Here is a 730-nt window from a genome sequence, read left to right as displayed (position 1 = left end):
TCGCAGGCAGCGTCGCGAAGTATGCCTCATCCGGCGTCTGATCCGCCAGGCTCGAATGGGGCCGTTTCCGGTTGTACAAGCCGTCAACACAACGCCCATATCACCGAGTCAAGGGAAGTTCTCTATCGTTGGCACCCGTGGTACGGGCACACGGTATGGATTTTCACCACGATAGAAAGGAAGAACGCCGAGTCAGTGCTGCGCTGTGCGCGAGAACCGTTCGACACGGCGGGCTTGCTGGAGGTGCCGCAATGGATGTTCGATCCCGTTGCCTGCTGTCGCATTACTTCGGCAACGTCTCCCGCCGTCAGCTGTGAAGCATTGAGAGAATTGAAGCACCTGCTGGCGCAGGCTCCTGCTGCCGGGCAACGCGGTATGGTACAAGCCGAGCACCATCCTTTGCTCCGTACAGGAGGTGCTGATGCGACGCCAGACCAGCCCGCAACCGGGCGCTCAACTCGACCTGTTTCATCCTTTTCCGAAGACGCCACAGTGGACGCACCTGCCGCAGGAGGTTCGGCAGGAGACGGTGCGTTTGCTGGCGCAACTGCTGCGGCAACACCGTCGCGGGCTGTTCGCCGTCGTACACGAGCCGGAGGTGCGCGATGAGTGACAAGATTCGGGCACAGCATCTGACGCGCAAGGCCATGCTGTACGTGCGCCAGTCGTCGGCCTACCAGGTCAGCCACAATCTGGAGAGCCAGAAGCTGCAGTATGCGATGCAGGATCG

At 61.0% G+C, this 730-nt stretch carries 1 protein-coding gene; it reads left to right on the top strand.

What is annotated here, in order from left to right:
• Nucleotides 1–421 precede the first annotated feature (421 nt).
• Nucleotides 422–613 (top strand): hypothetical protein, encoded by a 192-nt coding sequence (locus BG61_RS38735; protein WP_028208872.1) that lies wholly within the window; start codon nucleotides 422–424, stop codon nucleotides 611–613.
• The last annotated feature ends 117 nt before the right edge of the window (nucleotides 614–730 follow it).

Origin of the sequence: Caballeronia glathei, assembly GCF_000698595.1 — a bacterium.
GTDB lineage: Bacteria > Pseudomonadota > Gammaproteobacteria > Burkholderiales > Burkholderiaceae > Caballeronia > Caballeronia glathei.
Note: the sequence above shows the minus strand (reverse complement) of the source record. Positions and strands in the feature narration are given on the sequence as shown.

Coding starts and splice junctions, on each gene's coding strand:
- BG61_RS38735 (WP_028208872.1), top strand. CDS start 422: ATGCGACGCCAGACCAGCCCGCAACCGGGCGCTCAACTCGACCTGTTT.